Source organism: Zobellia galactanivorans (assembly GCF_000973105.1).
GTDB lineage: Bacteria > Bacteroidota > Bacteroidia > Flavobacteriales > Flavobacteriaceae > Zobellia > Zobellia galactanivorans.
In genome coordinates this window covers 4,962,577-4,975,694 of sequence record NC_015844.1, presented here as the reverse complement: position 1 = coordinate 4,975,694, position 13,118 = coordinate 4,962,577, and the positions used below count along the sequence as shown (strand labels likewise).

Below are 13,118 nucleotides of genomic sequence, written 5' to 3'. Positions count from 1 at the left end.
GGTTAAAACAATGCATCTGGATTGTAATACTGAGCAGCGTTTTCTTTGGTGATAAGCAAAGGGGCGGTAAACGATGTTTTAGAAAAATCCCGCTTACCGTTCATATATTGAATCGCATAAGTGACGGCGTTTTTACCTATCTGAACCGGACTGTTCATAGCGGTACAGCCATAGAAATCGGTATCCATGATGTACTTAATGGCCTCTTTTTGTCCGTCGGCACCCGCGACAATCAGGATGTCATCCGTTTTTCCTGCCTGGGCAATGGCTTTTATGGCACCGAGGACACAAACATCGGACTCGGTAATAACCACATTGATGTCTGGGTGGGCCACTAAAATATCTTCCATGGCCTTTAGTCCTCCAGCATAAGACCATTCCGTATACATTTGGGTTTTAACGTTCAAATCGATGTAGCCCAAACTTCTTAGCTGTTCTTCGGCTATCCCCTGTAAGAGTCCTTGTTTTCGGGTTCTTCCGACCGGATTCCCCGCATTGCCGCTAAGTAGGGCAATGTTCATTTTTTTACTCCCGAATTTTTTGGCCAACCACTCTCCCGCAAGGGCACCGTTGGCCAAATTATTGGACTGTATCGTAGTCACATATTCGGCGGAAGGGTCGATTGAGCTATCGATTATAAAAACGGGGATGCCAGCGGCCTTGGCCAATTTGGTGACCCCTACCAAGGCATCGGGGTCTTTAGGGTTCAAGAGCAAGGCGTCTACCCCCTTTGTAATCAAATCTTCCACGGCCGATACCTGTTTACTGATATCGTCTTGCCCGTCGGCGGACAAAAAGGTCATTCCGTTTTTTTCCGTGGTTTCTTGAATGCTCTTTAACAAGGCCTGATAATAAGGCGCATTTAAAGTGGGGCTGCAATAGCCAATGGTTTTTCCTGAAAGATCGATGGCACTTTCTATCAGTCCATCTTCGTTCAATTCACCCTTTTGGGTGTTATCGGACTTTTCAATGGGTTCGGCACACCCTAAGGCGTTAAGTAAAATGGTAGATACCACAAATAACCTTAGCAGGTGTTTTACGGGCAGATGTTTGTTGAGTTTCATTTGGATTTTAGTTTTCGTTGAGTAAACTACCTCGGGGCAAGCCCGCGAGGGATTAACAGGAATACACCTTGATTATGAGGCAAGCCTCGGAGTATTTAATCTCGATTATCGAGTGAAATTTTTTGATAGCTATAGGATCATAATGTCTAATTGTAAAACGGTTAGTTCCTTTTCTGGATTCCACATGGCCATTACTTCAATGGGCAGTGCATACGAGCCAAAGGCAAGGCTTCTAGTAAAGGTAGCCCCTACATTTATGATATTGCCCGAATTTGTAGTGTAAAATGTCTTGTTGGTAAGGAAAGACCATGCCCCACCGGCAAAAAGCGATAAAGAGGAGGTTTTGTTTTTCCAGACCTTACCGCTCACTTCAAAATAGTGGGTCCACGAGTTCTTTAACCTTCCGTTATCCTGCAGTTCGTAATCTCCCGACCCCCCGTTGATAATGGTCGCAAAATACAATAGGGCATTCGGAATCGGGTGGTAACCCAAGCTTAGGTCTACGAAATTGTAACCTTGGGTTTTGTCATAACCCCAATAGTGCAGGTCATCGCCCCTCTCCTCTACTCCCGTATAGTTGTTATGCGATACCGCTTCAACAAAAAACGAATCGGAAAAACGATATTTTGAATAAATCGAAACCTCCTTGTAATAGGCGGGTACATTTTCTTCGGTATCGCTATTGACCACGTCGACCGTTGAAAAACTGGCACCTCCCCAAAAACCGAAAGTAAATTTTGTGTTTTCGGAGTTGTACTCGATATGGCTCGCCAATACCGCGCCCGGATGAACCACGGACCCATGCCAGGTATGCATATTTTTTAAATGCGCCCCGATACGGAACGGCCTATATTCAACTTCCTTTACTTCTTCCTGTGCGGAAGTTGAATTGAGCACTCCAAGAACAAAACAGCTATACAAACATAAATCCTGAAAATAGCTTCTTTGTTTTTTAGAAGGTAGATCCGTACGATACTTCTGTATTGGGGTTTTGGTTTTTTTCAAGATCACAGTTTTAATTTGCTTTAAAACTAACAAACGTCATTTGTACGTTTAATTTTTCAAATGTAAATAAATAGATTTATAATATCCTAATATTTTATCAAAAAAACTTGCAAACTATTATTTTATCAGTATGTTATGAGGAATTTTGTACGCATTTGATAAAACGAATAGGTGTTATTTTATAGCGTATGAAGTACGTTTATACTTAATTTTATTATATTCACCTCAAATATTGTAAATCTCTATTTTCGTAATACAACTTACTTATGGAACCCGAAAAAATATTGAATATATCCGTTGATTGTGTCGTTTTTGGATATGATATAAACACTAAATCCTTAAATGTTTTATTGATCAAACGATTTTTGGAAAGGGAAGAAGAGGTCTTGGTAAACGATTATGTGCTGACGGGTTATCACGTTTATCAAAAGGAAACCCTTGATGAAACGGCAACCAGGGTTTTAAAGGAATTGACCGGTTTGACCGACCAGTACAAAAAGCAGTTTAAGGCCTTTGGAAATCCGGATCGATTAACGAACGAGAAAGACCTTATCTGGATTCGGAATGAAGGATTCAATTCAAGAACCATCACTATTGCGTATTACTTTTTATTGAAAACGGACGATGTTGACTTAAAGAACAATAAGTACCAGGCCAAGTGGTTTCCCGTCAACGATTTGCCCGAACTCGGATTTGACCACGAAAAGATCATATTGGAGGCTTATGAAGATCTTAAGACAAAATGCTTATCGGAGCCCATTATTTTTAAGCTCCTTCCTGATAAGTTTACCATAAATGAAGTTCAGGATCTCTACCAATCTATCTTGGGAATAGAAATCGATAATAGAAATTTCAGGAGGAAACTAATTAAGAAAAAATACATTATAGCCCTAGATGAAAAACAAGTTGGGGTATCAAAAAGACCTGCCCAGCTTTATATGTTCAGCTTAGATCTGTACGAAAAGATGTTTAAGAAAAATTACCTGATAAATATTTGATTTCTAAGACTTGTATCCTTTTGGGATTTTAGAGCTTTTGAACCTGTATTTGGTACGATTCCTTTGCCCAAGACACAAAATCGCTTGCATTTTCGAAGACCGAACCAGGTACGGTATAGTATGAAGGCAATGGGGTGTTGGTTTTAAATACGGTAATGGGGGCTTCTCCCGCTGCTATATATTTTGACTGGTTACTAAGATCGACTTTTAGGGCTACCGAATCGTTATAGACCAGACCGAACATTAGGCCTTCGTAAAATAAGCCCACACCTCCGAACATTTTTTGGGTATAGACGCCTTCCCATTGGGCCAACTGGTCTAAAACATAGGCTAAGAAACCTTCGGTTACCTTCATGGGAAAAACATTATGTCTCTGGGTTTTCTAGGGCCATCCTGATCTGTTCACTATCCCAGTGGCTATCGAACTCGACAATCCCACGTTTGAAGTCCTGTTCCAATAATTTTTCTTGTTGTTCGAGTTCTTTCCGCGCCTTAAAAATATAATTATCGTCCCCTATTTGACCTTCTTTGGCCAGACGCCTAAGGCTGTCTTCATCGTATTTGATAAAGTTCTGCACTTGGCGCTGTAAGGTGTATTTTCTAAAGCCCATTTGACTAAGGACTTCACTCGCCAGTTTAAGGGAAGTTTCCAATGATTCCCTGTAAATATGGTCTATTTCCATATTTAGAAACTCGTAGGCTACGTACCTGTTTTTGGCACGGACCATGATTTTAACCTGTGGATATTTGTCCTTAACCGTCTTGGCCAATTGCTTGATGACATCGGGGTTGTCCATGGCACAAATTAGAATATTGGCCTCGGCTATTCCCGCAGATTCCAGTAGGTCGGTTCTAGTGGCGTCGCCATAATAGACCTCAAAACCCATTTTGCGCAAAAAATCGACACGATTGGAGTCGTGGTCCAAGATGGTGGCCTCTACGCCATGGGTGCGCAGAAATCGGCCCACAGTGCTTCCAAAATGTCCGAAACCCACCAAAATTACTTTTTGCGACTTGGCTATGTGGTCCATGGGCCTTTTTATGGATTCCTTGGTGCCCAAACGGGGCAAAAGCAGACGTTCGTTTACCATGCCAATGATCGGGGTAAAGGTCATGGTCAATGCCGTAACCACCAGCATCATGTCCAATTGATCCTGTTCCAAAATGTTCAATTGAAATGCGAACGACAACAGTACAAAGGCGAACTCCCCTATTTGTGCGAGTCCGAAAGTCAACAGTAATTTCTGGTTTAATTTTAATTTGAATACCGAGCCCGTAATAAAGAGCGCCAAGGCTTTTAGCACTATAACGGCGAGTAAAATGCCCCCAACGGTCAATGGGCTGTTCGCAATTACGATAAAATTGATGGAAGCGCCTACGGCCATAAAGAACAGACCTAATAGCAAGTTTTTAAACGGTTCAAGGGTGCTTTCCAATTCGTGTTTGAATTCACTATTCGACAAGACTACACCGCCAAGGAAGGCCCCTAGGGCAGGACTCAATCCGACCAGTTCCATTAAAAAGGAAATTCCGAAAACAATAAGCAGGGCGGCGGCAATCAATAGTTCCCTGACCCCTGTCTTGGCCACTTTTCGCAACATTGGTACTATAAGGTACTTCCCTGCGACCACAATGGCCACTACCGACACCAAAATCGTCAGGGTCTGTAGACCTAGGGGGAGATTTTGAAGCAAATTGGCGTGTTCGCTACTGTGTTCAACAGTGGGCTTATCCGTATTGGCCAATAAGGGCAAGGCGCCGAGCATGAAAATCACAATGATATCCTGGAACAGCAATATGGAGAATGAAGATTGTCCAAAATTGGTATTCAACAAACCTTTTTCTTTTATGGTCTGCAGGGCAATGGCCGTGGAAGACAAGGCGGTGGCCATAGCCAATGTCAAGGCAACGGTTTTGTTAAACCCAAATAGAATAAAAAGGAAATACGAAAGCAGCATGGTGGCCGCTACCTGAAGCCCTCCCATACCGACTATGGTTTTTCGCATTTTCCAGAAATTCTTGGGTTCAATTTCCAGACCGATCAAGAACAACATCATCACCACGCCAAATTCGGCAAAGTGAAGAATGTCTTCCCCTTCGTTACCGATAAATCCCAATACATAGGGGCCGATCAATACCCCGGCCAACAAATAGCCCAATACCGAACTTAGCCCCAGTCGTTTGGCGATAGATACACAAATAATAGCGCCCAATAAAAAGACTATGGCTTCAAAAAGAATACTTCCTGTCATATCTTATCTGTTGTTTGTAATTGGGGAATATCGTTTATAAAGGAAAAGCCGCGAACATCGGCCCGCTTTAGATTTTGTTGCAATACATCCAATAACCGATCGTATTGCTCGGCGTAGGCGTGCAACTCTTCAATTGGTATTCTATGTGTGCCCATAACCGCAAAAGGTGGTAGATACTGCATACCGCACAAATTAGCCGTTTGTTCAAAAGGTCGCAAGAACTCGGTTACCGAATAACTATTGCTTCCTTGTGAGCAGTAAAGTTCCCTGCTGCCTCCGGTAGTGATAACGTTTAAGCATTTCTTAGACTGTAGAGCCGTGCCATTTGGTCCGTAGGCCCACCCGAACTCCAAGACCACATCTATCCATTGTTTCATTAAAGGTGGGCAGCTGTACCAGTAAAATGGGTGATGGAAGATAATTATATCGTGCGCACTCATGAGCGCTTTTTCGGCATCTACATCTATATTGAAGTCGGGGTAACGTTCATATAGGTCGTGAAACGTTACCCCCTCTTTATCTTTAATCTTATCGACTAGAATGACATTCGCCCTAGATTTTTCAAACTTAGGGTGAGAAAATAGAACCAATATATTTTTCATATTGCGAATTTAGTCGAAAGTACTTTGCGAAAATTCGATCTTATTTTCTTTTTATGAAAAATATATTCCCATAATCTATTCTAATGGAATATTATATTATCGCTCAATGCAAGCAACTCTTCAATTTTGGCCTTGTCGTAAGCATCGGCCCAAATTAGAGTATCATTGTACATGTACCCTATTTTAAGGAGGGTTAGATGCGCCAAAAAAACACGTTATTTTTAGATGATAGGACTTGATTAATCTTCTGGTGGATGGCCGTGAATTTGTTCAAAGACGGCATCAAAATTTTCTCTAAGATAGGCGTTGAGCTTTTTTTGGTAATCCAGTTTTAGCCAACTTATAAAATTATAGGTGCTTTTACTGATACACTTGCCATAGACTTGTATCCTATTGTCAATGTCTTCTTTAAGTAACTTTGCCAATGCAAGGGCATCATATACATCTTCGCTATTTTCTATACAGATATAGGCATGTTGTTCAATGGATTTTTCCAACACCACTTTAGACGATTCCCCGGAAAAGGTGGCTTCCTTGTAAATGGCATTAATATCTAGATAAGTCTCTTTAGATTTTGAAAATTCTGATCGAATGTCCTCGGCCAACTCATGTTTAAAGGTACTTTCAATAGCTTCATCGTCCTTGATACGGTCTATGTAGAAATTAGGTGATTTAAAAATGGCCTCCCAGTCTAAATCTGCACCCCAAGGACCAAAACGATAGATATTGTTACCAAGATCGATAACGGTAAATTTAGATTTGTTGTTCAAGACCCTAGACCCCCTACCAATCATTTGGTAGTACAAGGTCAAGGATTTTGTGGCCCGGTTTAGGATTATGGTATCTATAGTGGGTTCATCAAAACCAGTCGTCAAAATACTTACCGATGTAAGTATCGCGTCGGGAGTTTCATGAAACCACTTTAAAATATGTTTTCGTTGTTTTTTGGTAGCGGTATTGTCTAAATGCATAATGGGCAAGCCCGCACTGTTAAAGGTGTGGTATACCTGGATAGAGGTTTCTATACCGTTGTTGAATATCAGCGTTTTTTTGCCCTTGGAATGGGTCGTATAAGCTTCCAGTAATTTATTTAACATGGACGGACTCGTATAGAGGTCCGAAGAAGATTTAACCGTATAATCCCCATTGGAACCTACCTCCAAAGAAGTCAACCCCATATCATACTGGTAGGTTTCGGCCCTGGCCAAAAAATCATTTTTAATTAAATTTTCTATGGATTCCCCAGGAATCAACTCATCGTAGTTGCGGTTCATGGGTAAGTCCTTATTGGAACTTAAGGGGGTAGCGGTAACCCCAAGGATAAAGGAGTTTTCGAAAAATTTAAACAGTTTTGTAAAGGAATTGTAATGGGCTTCATCTATAATGACCAAACCAACGTCAGAGATATCCAATATGCCGTCGTTAAGCCTGTTGTTCAATGTTTCTACCATGGCCACATAGCAACTGTAGCGTTCATGGTCATCTAAATTGGCTTTGCTATCGACAACTTTATTGACCACTCCAAAACTGGTGAGCATTTTGGAAGTCTGGTTGCAGAGTTCTACTCGGTGTGTCATGACCAAGACCTTTTTCGAGTGGTTTTTAAGGTATTGCCGGACTATTTCGGAAAAAATTACGGTCTTTCCGCCACCAGTGGGTAATTGATATAACAGGTGGTAGTCATCTCTTTCATTATCGAACTTTTCAAATATTTGATTAATAGCACCTTGCTGGTAGCTGTAAAGTTCTTTGTCCGTTTTCTTTTCTTGTAGTTCAAATTGAGTCTCTGGCATGTTATCTTTTTCTGTAGCCTGCAAAGGTAATACCTTCAATAAGTTATTACTAATCTATTGAAAGGCTTTCCGGAATAATTCCTCTCGATTTTCATAAATGATATCCATTGCGGGGAATTTATCGTATCGCTCTCAGGAAGTTACCCACAATAACGTGCGTTTCCTCGCTAGTTGGCCTATTGCATCGGAAGGCCTTATCTAAAACAGAAGAAGCCACAATATGTTGTGGCTTCTTCCTTATACTGATCCGATGACAACCGAATGGATGCTATCTACCCATATTTCTAAATAATCCTTTGTTTTTTTCTTCAATGGGAAGCTGTTTACACTTCCTTTAGGTAGAACATTTTTTAGTCACTATTGGAGCGTGTGAATTTATCGAAAAGAAACCCCTTCTTCAATTGGTTTAAACCTGAAAATGTAAAACGGTTTTGTTGATTTGTCCTTCCCGTCGTTAAATACGGCCCCATGGTTTACCTGGGCGGCCGAGACATACATGTAACCATCGGTATGGTTATAACTCACCCCATCGGGCCATACCAGATTATCGTCCTTTATCATCGTATGAACATTTCGGTCTTTTGCGAGAACCACAGCGACACTCTTGGTTTCCAAAGCGGTTAAATAGAGATTGCCCTCTTTGTCAATCGACATTCCCCCATTGTTGGGTTTTTCGGAATAGGTTTCAATTTTTTGGTCCAGCTCGGCCTCTGTTAGGGTTTCGTCCACGAGGTCCAAGGTTTTGACCCTGTAGATTTTGGTGCCGTTCAAAGGTCCGTAATAGACATATTCAAAATTAGCATCGGCTGTAATTCCGTCATTTCCGATCAGCAAGTCCTTTCCATTTACTGCCAGATGCTTGCCATTGATTACGGTAGGAGTATTTTCAGGTTTCGTAGTGCGGGTACCTTCTAAAACACGACGCGTTTTGCCTGTTTTCATATCTACGATGATAAAAGCTGCCTTGCTCCCATCTCCCCCATTGCCAATGCCTTCATCGGCTATGATAAAATAGCCGTGTTTGGTATCGACCACCATATCGTTGGGCTGTGATATTGCCGGCACTGCCGATTTTGGCAAGTAATAAATACGTTCTAATTTATCGGTTTTTGTATTCCAACCCACGATTTTAGGCGTAACATCGTTGCGTTGGGCCATATCGAGCATCCAGATAATCCCGTTTTCATCATTACGGATACCCAAAACATTGCTCAGGTAATTGTCGTCGGTATCCCTAGGGGTGTTCCATTCCAAATTGGGAAATGGCGTAGTTGTGTTCGTTTCTTTATCAAACTTGACCACTCGAATTTCCGGGGCAAAAAATGGATGGTGACTGTATACCAAATCCCCTTCGTTGGTAAAGGCAATATTCCCGACAGCTTGATCTACGGTCGCAAAAACTTCCGCCCTGGCCAATGGTTTTTGGGCATTTATAGTCATGGCCGATAGAATTATACTTAGTGCGATTATTTGCTTTTTCATCTTATTCGCTCTTTTTTAAATAATCCGGTAATTCTTTGCTCAACCAATCTTTACGAACAGGAACGTGCACATCTAAGTCTACCGTTTTTTCCAAGGCCCAAAATTCATGCGGTACGTTTTCAGGGAATACAATGACCTCTCCGCCCGAAACAATTACAAACTCTTCTTTGCCATCGACCAGGGTCTTGATTTTTACCTTTCCGGACATGATATAGGTAATCTGCTCGTTCGGATGTTGGTGCCAAGGAATATGTGCGCCTTCTTCCAAATCGAAAATGGTCATTTGTCCTTTTTCGCCGTGAAACCACTTGCGTTTTATTCCCTCTCCAATGGTTTCCGATGCCATTTCATCAAAATTGAAATGCTGCACTTTTGAGGTGGCTATGGAATCTATTGTTGTTACCTGTGCATTGGCCGTAGTTCCAGCGTATAGTGCTGCTATAACCAATATTTTAAAAGTAGTTTTCATTTTCTATTTAAATTATTTGACTCATGGTGTCTAAAATCCTTCCAAAACAATCTTTCCTTTTGCTTTTCCCGTTTCCAAAAAAGCGTGGGCTTTACGGAGGTTTTCGGCATTTATGGTTCCGAAGTGCTCACCTAAAGTGGTTCGGATGGTTCCGTTGTCTATCAATTCAGAAACTTCGTTCAAGATGTTATGCTGCTCGATCATATCCTCTGTCTGGAACATAGAGCGCGTAAACATCAATTCGATATGCGTAGAAACCGCTTTTCCTTTAAAAGGCATTACGTTCAACGATTTTGGGTCGTCTATAAACCCGAATTTACCTTGGGGTTTGATCAACTTGGCAATTTCCTCCACATGTTGTTCCGTTGCGTTTAGGCTCACTACATATTCGGGAGCCGGCAAATCGTATTTTTCAAACTCCTCGCTTAATTTATTCCTGTGGTTGATAACCGAGTCGGCACCCAATTCCTTTAACCAAGCCGTAGTTTCTTCACGGGAAGCCGTAGCAATGATATTCAGTTGGGTAAGTTTCTTGGCCAATTGCACCAAAATCGAACCCACTCCACCAGCGGCACCTATGACTAAAATGGATTTACTGGCATCGTTTTTGGCGACTTCCAATCTATCGAACAACATTTCCCAGGCCGTAAGTGAAGTCAAGGGTAAGGCAGCTGCTTCCGCATAAGACAAGCTCGCTGGTTTTTTGCCCACGATACGTTCATCTACAACTTGAAACTGTGCATAACTTCCTTGCCTTGTAAAATCGCCCGCATACCAAACTTCGTCACCGACCTTAAAGAGGGTAACATCCTCTCCTACTTCTTTAACAACACCGGTAGCATCCCAGCCGATAACCTTCCAATCATCGCCCTCAACAGGCATTCCGCCCCGTACTTTATAATCCGCCGGGTTTACGGAAATGGCTTTTATTTCAACTAAAATGTCTTTTCCTGTAGCTTTTGGAGTTTCTAATTTTATGTCCTGTAAAGAATTTACGTTCTCAATTGGTAAATTCTCTTTGTATCCTATTGCTTTCATCTTGGTTTCGTATTTTGAATGAATTTATATCACCGTTAAAATTTCGCTTTCGGGCAATCTGGATTTTGGTGTTTTATCCGTAGAATTGAAATCGGATTCCGCTCTATATCCTAAGGAAACGGCTACCAAAGCAGTATATCCTTTTTCCCTTAATCCGAATTCTTCATCCAAAGCCTTCACATCGATTCCTTCCATGGGCGTTGCGTCGATACCTAAACTTGCCACGCCCAATAAGAAGCTTCCTATGTTAAGGTAAACTTGTTTCTCCATCCAGTGTTGCAGGTCCTTTAGATCGTATTTATGGATACCGGCAAATGTTTTAACGGCACCTAAAAATCCATTTTTTATATCCTCGTTGGGGAATCTTCCGTTTTTGTCTTCAGTGTCGGCAATATGCTTGTAGTAGTCTTCGTCCGCATCGGTTTTTGAACAAAACAAAACCACGGCCGAGGCATTGCTTATCTTGGGTTCGTTAAAATGAAAAAATCCTTGGGTTCCTTTTGCCATGCGTGCTTTTCCTTCTTCCGTTTCGGCAATGATAAAATGCCAAGGTTGTAAGTTAACACTGGATGGACTCATCCTTAGAAGATTCTTGATTTCCGCCATATCCGCATCGGATATTTTTTTACTTGCGTCATACGCTTTGGTGGTGTACCTCCAGTTCAATATTTCTCTTAGGCTCATTTGTGTTGTTATTATATTGATTGAATATTTTATGGCAAAGATAAATAGGTGACATGTTCGAATTGGTGTATAAAAAAAGGTGTTGTTGGTACAAAAAAAGGTTTTGGAGGGACTTGGTCATAAAATTCCCCCAATAAACAGGGTTTTTTAAGAAAAATGGGAGAAATCACTCCGTTGATTATATAGTAAGCCTTTATAAGTACAAGGTTACCTTTGGGGAAGCCACCTAAATGTCAAGTTGATCCTTGGTTTGATTTGCTTAGCGGTTTTAGGTATCTTATGCTTATAGTTTTGCTGTGTAGCCCCTTGCATCAATAAAAGGCTGCCACTCGTCAACGGAATATCAATGCGTTTTAAATCTGTTCTTGACACATGTTTTAATTGAAAGGGCTTGGTAGCCCCAAAGGTTACCGAAGCGATAGCGGTGTTCTTTCTTTGGTCTCCCTTGTAATCTTGATGCCAGTCTACGCTGTCTTTGCCATCTCTGTAATAATTCAGTAAGCAGCGTGTGAAATTAACGCTGACCTCCTGCTCTATTCGCTCTTTTATAAAAAGTAAATCTGCATTCCATAAGTGCATTTTACTTTTTGTATTCGTGTATTGAATATCCTTGCTAACATCGCCATACCAAGCGGTCAGTCGTGGGTAATTCACATTTTTACCGTGAATGGTAATATGCTCTTGTTGCCAAGGAGTGTTTTTTAATAAGTTATTGAATAGCCTATTGCTCTCTTCTAAACTAAAGAAATTCTCGAATAAGGTAACATCGGCTCCTGGTAGATCAAATTCCGTTTTACGGACTTCATTTGTTGAAAATAAGTCCCCCTGATTAAATAAATCCATCTCTTCCTTCCTTAAACCATTCTTATTTAAACCGAACTAGGAACCCAAATCTACCAGCAGCTTTTTATGTTACCCATTGCCTTACAGGATAGACCGGATCAATCCGCCTTCAACCCTAATCGATGCCCCATTGGTAGCCGAGGCCAATTCACTACAATAATATACAATGGTATTGGCAACTTCATCGACAGAGGCAAAGCGTCCAATCAAGGATGTTGGGCGCATGTTTTTAAAGAAATTCTCTTCAACGGCTTCCTCGGAAAGGTTATCGGCCTTGGCCAAATCTTTAATAAAACCACTTACGCCTTTTGATTTTGTCGGTCCTGGTAGAATGGAATTCACCGTAACATTAGTGCCTTTGGTCAATTCCGCCAATCCCCTGCTCACGGCCAATTGTGCGGTTTTTGTCATTCCGTAATGGATCATCTCATCGGGAATGAATACGGCCGATTCACTGGAGATAAAAATGATACGGCCCCAGTTTTTCTTCAGCATTTTCGGGAAATAATGACGAGACAAACGGATGCCGCTCATGACATTGACCTCAAAAAAACGAAACCAGTCCTCATCGGGAATATCGACAAATGCCTTAGGTTCGAAAATACCGGTGTTATTTACCAAGATGTCTACTTCGGGCACTTCCTTGAGCAGCCTGTCAATATCCTCCACTTTAGAAAAATCCGCTGCAACCCCCGAAACATTATTACTTTGGGTACTTGCCTTTAGTTTTTCTACCGCAGCGTCAACCGATTCTTGTTTTCTGCCGTTAATGATAACCGTGGCGCCTTCGTTTAAAAAACGCTCTGCTGTGGCGTAACCGATACCTGCGGTAGAGCCGCTGATAAAGGCGATTTTGTCTTTAATTCTTAAATCCATTTTCTTCTCTTT

Annotated in this window: 13 protein-coding genes; 1 reads left to right on the top strand and 12 read right to left on the bottom strand. The window is 41.4% G+C overall.

What is annotated here, in order from left to right; translation table 11 throughout:
* Positions 1–2: 2 nt before the first annotated feature.
* Positions 3–1,064 carry a substrate-binding domain-containing protein gene (locus ZOBGAL_RS20075; RefSeq protein ID WP_013995583.1) on the bottom strand — a complete coding sequence of 354 codons (1,062 nt, stop codon included), beginning with the start codon at positions 1,062–1,064 and terminating at the stop codon, positions 3–5.
* A gap of 129 nt (positions 1,065–1,193) precedes the next feature.
* Positions 1,194–2,069 carry a hypothetical protein gene (locus tag ZOBGAL_RS20070; protein ID WP_231854775.1) on the bottom strand — a complete coding sequence of 292 codons (876 nt, stop codon included), beginning with the start codon at positions 2,067–2,069 and terminating at the stop codon, positions 1,194–1,196.
* A 266-nt stretch (positions 2,070–2,335) separates the two neighbouring features.
* On the opposite strand from ZOBGAL_RS20070, the gene ZOBGAL_RS20065 reads away from it, so the two are divergent.
* Complete coding sequence (locus ZOBGAL_RS20065; protein ID WP_013995581.1) at positions 2,336–3,067, top strand: NUDIX hydrolase; 732 nt, start codon at positions 2,336–2,338, stop codon at positions 3,065–3,067.
* Positions 3,068–3,095: 28 nt separating this feature from the next.
* Here the strand turns inward: ZOBGAL_RS20065 and ZOBGAL_RS20060 are convergent, their stop codons facing one another.
* From ZOBGAL_RS20060 to ZOBGAL_RS20015, 10 genes are all read right to left on the bottom strand, one after another.
* Positions 3,096–3,422, bottom strand: a complete 327-nt coding sequence (locus tag ZOBGAL_RS20060) for a TfoX/Sxy family protein (protein ID WP_013995580.1) — start codon at positions 3,420–3,422, stop codon at positions 3,096–3,098.
* Between the two features lie 10 nt (positions 3,423–3,432).
* A complete protein-coding gene (locus tag ZOBGAL_RS20055) occupies positions 3,433–5,319 on the bottom strand; it encodes a monovalent cation:proton antiporter-2 (CPA2) family protein (protein ID WP_013995579.1) in 1,887 nt (628 codons plus the stop codon).
* Positions 5,316–5,921: a glutathione-regulated potassium-efflux system oxidoreductase KefF gene (gene kefF / locus ZOBGAL_RS20050; protein ID WP_013995578.1), complete on the bottom strand. Its 606-nt coding sequence runs from the start codon at positions 5,919–5,921 to the stop codon at positions 5,316–5,318. Before kefF ends, ZOBGAL_RS20055 begins: the two co-directional genes overlap by 4 nt.
* 239 nt (positions 5,922–6,160) lie before the next feature.
* The gene (locus ZOBGAL_RS20045) at positions 6,161–7,714 is read right to left on the bottom strand and encodes a DEAD/DEAH box helicase (protein ID WP_013995576.1); all 1,554 of its coding nucleotides are present in this window, start codon (positions 7,712–7,714) and stop codon (positions 6,161–6,163) included.
* 375 nt (positions 7,715–8,089) lie between these two features.
* Positions 8,090–9,196: an L-dopachrome tautomerase-related protein gene (locus ZOBGAL_RS20040; protein ID WP_013995575.1), complete on the bottom strand. Its 1,107-nt coding sequence runs from the start codon at positions 9,194–9,196 to the stop codon at positions 8,090–8,092.
* A 1-nt stretch (position 9,197) separates the two neighbouring features.
* Positions 9,198–9,665, bottom strand: coding sequence for a cupin domain-containing protein (locus tag ZOBGAL_RS20035; RefSeq protein ID WP_013995574.1), 468 nt, complete (start codon positions 9,663–9,665; stop codon positions 9,198–9,200).
* 30 nt (positions 9,666–9,695) lie between these two features.
* Positions 9,696–10,703 carry a zinc-binding alcohol dehydrogenase family protein gene (locus ZOBGAL_RS20030; protein ID WP_013995573.1) on the bottom strand — a complete coding sequence of 336 codons (1,008 nt, stop codon included), beginning with the start codon at positions 10,701–10,703 and terminating at the stop codon, positions 9,696–9,698.
* Positions 10,704–10,727: 24 nt separating this feature from the next.
* A complete protein-coding gene (locus tag ZOBGAL_RS20025; protein ID WP_013995572.1) occupies positions 10,728–11,387 on the bottom strand; it encodes an oxygen-insensitive NAD(P)H-dependent nitroreductase NfsB in 660 nt (219 codons plus the stop codon).
* 207 nt (positions 11,388–11,594) lie between these two features.
* Positions 11,595–12,230: an alpha-ketoglutarate-dependent dioxygenase AlkB family protein gene (locus tag ZOBGAL_RS20020; RefSeq protein WP_013995571.1), complete on the bottom strand. Its 636-nt coding sequence runs from the start codon at positions 12,228–12,230 to the stop codon at positions 11,595–11,597.
* Positions 12,231–12,311: 81 nt separating this feature from the next.
* Positions 12,312–13,106, bottom strand: a complete 795-nt coding sequence (locus ZOBGAL_RS20015; protein ID WP_013995570.1) for an SDR family NAD(P)-dependent oxidoreductase — start codon at positions 13,104–13,106, stop codon at positions 12,312–12,314.
* Positions 13,107–13,118: the final 12 nt, after the last annotated feature.

Excerpts from the sequence above, each read along its gene's own strand:
- ZOBGAL_RS20075 (WP_013995583.1), bottom strand. The coding sequence starts at position 1,064 with ATGAAACTCAACAAACATCTGCCCGTAAAACACCTGCTAAGGTTATTT.
- ZOBGAL_RS20065 (WP_013995581.1), top strand. The coding sequence starts at position 2,336 with ATGGAACCCGAAAAAATATTGAATATATCCGTTGATTGTGTCGTTTTT.
- ZOBGAL_RS20060 (WP_013995580.1), bottom strand. The coding sequence starts at position 3,422 with ATGAAGGTAACCGAAGGTTTCTTAGCCTATGTTTTAGACCAGTTGGCC.
- ZOBGAL_RS20055 (WP_013995579.1), bottom strand. The coding sequence starts at position 5,319 with ATGACAGGAAGTATTCTTTTTGAAGCCATAGTCTTTTTATTGGGCGCT.
- kefF (WP_013995578.1), bottom strand. The coding sequence starts at position 5,921 with ATGAAAAATATATTGGTTCTATTTTCTCACCCTAAGTTTGAAAAATCT.
- ZOBGAL_RS20045 (WP_013995576.1), bottom strand. The coding sequence starts at position 7,714 with ATGCCAGAGACTCAATTTGAACTACAAGAAAAGAAAACGGACAAAGAA.
- ZOBGAL_RS20040 (WP_013995575.1), bottom strand. The coding sequence starts at position 9,196 with ATGAAAAAGCAAATAATCGCACTAAGTATAATTCTATCGGCCATGACT.
- ZOBGAL_RS20035 (WP_013995574.1), bottom strand. The coding sequence starts at position 9,665 with ATGAAAACTACTTTTAAAATATTGGTTATAGCAGCACTATACGCTGGA.
- ZOBGAL_RS20030 (WP_013995573.1), bottom strand. The coding sequence starts at position 10,703 with ATGAAAGCAATAGGATACAAAGAGAATTTACCAATTGAGAACGTAAAT.
- ZOBGAL_RS20025 (WP_013995572.1), bottom strand. The coding sequence starts at position 11,387 with ATGAGCCTAAGAGAAATATTGAACTGGAGGTACACCACCAAAGCGTAT.
- ZOBGAL_RS20020 (WP_013995571.1), bottom strand. The coding sequence starts at position 12,230 with ATGGATTTATTTAATCAGGGGGACTTATTTTCAACAAATGAAGTCCGT.
- ZOBGAL_RS20015 (WP_013995570.1), bottom strand. The coding sequence starts at position 13,106 with ATGGATTTAAGAATTAAAGACAAAATCGCCTTTATCAGCGGCTCTACC.